2 protein-coding genes are annotated in these 2,385 nt (G+C 66.4%); both read right to left on the bottom strand.

Annotated elements, in window-relative coordinates; all coding sequences use genetic code 11:
• The gene (gene phnY, locus JC881_RS32195; protein ID WP_198789811.1) at window positions 1–1,458 is read right to left on the bottom strand and encodes a phosphonoacetaldehyde dehydrogenase; all 1,458 of its coding nucleotides are present in this window, start codon (window positions 1,456–1,458) and stop codon (window positions 1–3) included.
• Window positions 1,459–1,482: 24 nt separating this feature from the next.
• The coding region (gene phnA / locus JC881_RS32190; RefSeq protein ID WP_198789810.1) for a phosphonoacetate hydrolase at window positions 1,483–2,385 on the bottom strand (903 nt) is incomplete at its 5' end.

Here is a 2,385-nt window from a genome sequence, read left to right as displayed (position 1 = left end):
TTACCAGGGCAGCGAATAGGTCTTGGTGTTGGTGAAGCTCTTCATCGCCTCGAGCACGCCTTCCTTGTAGCCCAGGCCCGAGTCCTTGATGCCGCCGAAGGGCGTGAGCTCCAGCCGGTAGCCCGGCACTTCGCGCACGTTGACGCTGCCGACATTCAGCTCGCGGATGAAGCGCGTGATGTAGTCCAGGCGATTGGTGCAGACCGCCGACGAGAGGCCGTAGGCCGTGCCGTTGGAGATGCGGATCGCCTCGTCGATGCTCTTGAAGCGGATCACCGGCGACACGGGCCCGAAGGTCTCGTGCTTGGCCACGGTCATCTCCGGGTCCACATGGTCGAGCACCGTCGGCGAATAGAGCGCGCCGCGGCGCTCGTTGCCGTAGCGCAGCTTCGCGCCGGCGGCAATCGCTTCATTGACCACGGCCTCGAACTGCTTGGCCGCGGCCTCATCGATGACGGTGCCCATGTCCGTTTCAGGGTCCATCGGGTCGCCATATTTCAGCGCGCGGGTCTTGGCGACCAGCAGTTCGACGAACTGATCAGCCACCGACTCGTGCACCAGCATGCGTTTGACTGCCGTGCAGCGCTGGCCCGAGTTCTTGTACGAGCCGTTGGCCGCGAGCGTGGCGGCCTCCTCGACGTCGGCGTCTTCCATCACGATGATCGGATCGTTGCCACCCAGCTCCAGGATCTGACGCTTGTAGACGGCCTTGCCCGCGATGTACTTGCCGATGGGCACGCCGCCGGTGAAGGTGACCAGGTCCACGTCGGCGTTGGTGAGCAGCTCGTCGGCGATCTCCTTCGGGTCGCCGGTGAGCACCGACAGCATCTGCGGCGGCAGGCCCGCTTCGTAGAGGATGTCGGCCAGCAGGAACGCGGTGAGCGGCGTCTTCTCGCTGGGCTTCAGAACGATGCGGTTGTTGGTCGCGATGGCCGGCGCCACCTTGTGGATCACCTGGTTCAGCGGATGGTTGAACGGCGTGATGGCAGTGATGGCGCCCAGGAGGGGCTCGCGCATCGTGTAGACCTTGCGGCTCTTGCCGTGGTGCGTGAGGTCGCACGAGAACACCTGGCCATCGTCCACCAGCGCCTGGTTGGCGGCGAACAGCAGCACGTCGGACGCACGGCCCACTTCGTACAGCGAGTCCTTGCGCGAGAGCCCCGACTCCAGCGTGATGGTGCGCGACATCTCGTCCAGGCGCGAGGCGATGATCTCGCCCGCGCGCATCAGGATCTTGTAGCGCTCGTAGCGGGTGAGCGTGGGCTTGTAGTCGCGGGCGATGCGCAAGGCGTTGCGCACGTCGTCCAGCGTGGCCTTGGGCACGGTGGCGATCACTTCGCCGGTGTAGGGGTAGGTCACGTCGATCGTGCGATCGCGATGGACTTTTTCTCCGGCGATGCGCAGGGCCTCGCGATGGATGGTGCCTGGCTTCAGGATGGCTTGGCTCACTTGGCTCATGGAGGTGCTCCGGATGACGTTTCGTTATGGGGCGTGGTTCAGCGCGATGTCCAGCGCATCGAAGTTGCGCAGGCGCCGGCCGGCGGCGATGCCGGTCACCGGACGGTTGCAGATCAGCGGCACGCGCTGCTCCGACACGCCGCCGTGCGAGCGCAGCGGCACTTCGAGTGCCGACAGGTCGTGGCGGCTCGCCGAGGTGCCGATGACCGTGTTGCGCTCGCTCACGACTACGATGTCGCCGATGCGGTCGGGCGGCAGTTCGAAGCGCTGGGCGGCGTCCTTGCGCGAGAGCACGAGCTCCATGCCCGGCACCTGCCTGATGCGATCGATCCAGCCGGGCGCGCTCGCCTCGTCGGGCGCATAGACGGTGGCGAACGAGCCGAGCGCGCCGTGGTGCACCACATAGGGGTCGGTGATCGGCAGGATCACGCGCGCCGTGCCGGCGCCGTACCAGCCGTCCAGCACGTCCTGCAGGTAGATGACGTTGGGCGAGCCGTCGGCGCCGTGCTTGTCGTTCATGCCGTGGTCGGCGGTGACCACGATGGTGGCGCCCAGCGCATCGAGCTGCGCGAGGTAGCCGTCCATCATCGCGTAGAAGGCGTTGGCCGCGGGGCTGCCGGGTGCGGCCTTGTGCTGCACGTAGTCGGTGGTCGAGAGGTACATGAGGTCGGGCCGCTGGCGCTCCATCAGCTTCACGCCCGCCGCGAACACGAACTCCGACAGCTCCGCGCTGTAGACCGAGGGCACCGGCATGCCGACCATGCCGAGCACGTCGTCGATGCCGTTTTCTTCCATCGTCACCTGGTCCGACTTCTCCGACGAAAAGCAGATGCCCTTCATCTTGTGGCCGAGCAGCTTGCGCAGCTTGTCCTTGGCCGTGACCACCGCCACCTTGGCGCCCGCATCGGCGAACGCGGCCAGCACGGT

The organism is Variovorax sp. IB41, from assembly GCF_016405905.1.
GTDB lineage: Bacteria > Pseudomonadota > Gammaproteobacteria > Burkholderiales > Burkholderiaceae_C > Variovorax.
This window is presented reverse-complemented; position numbering and strand designations above follow the sequence as displayed.

Bases quoted from the DNA above. Each gene is read 5' to 3' on its own strand.
- phnY (WP_198789811.1), bottom strand. From the start codon at position 1,458: ATGAGCCAAGTGAGCCAAGCCATCCTGAAGCCAGGCACCATCCATCGC.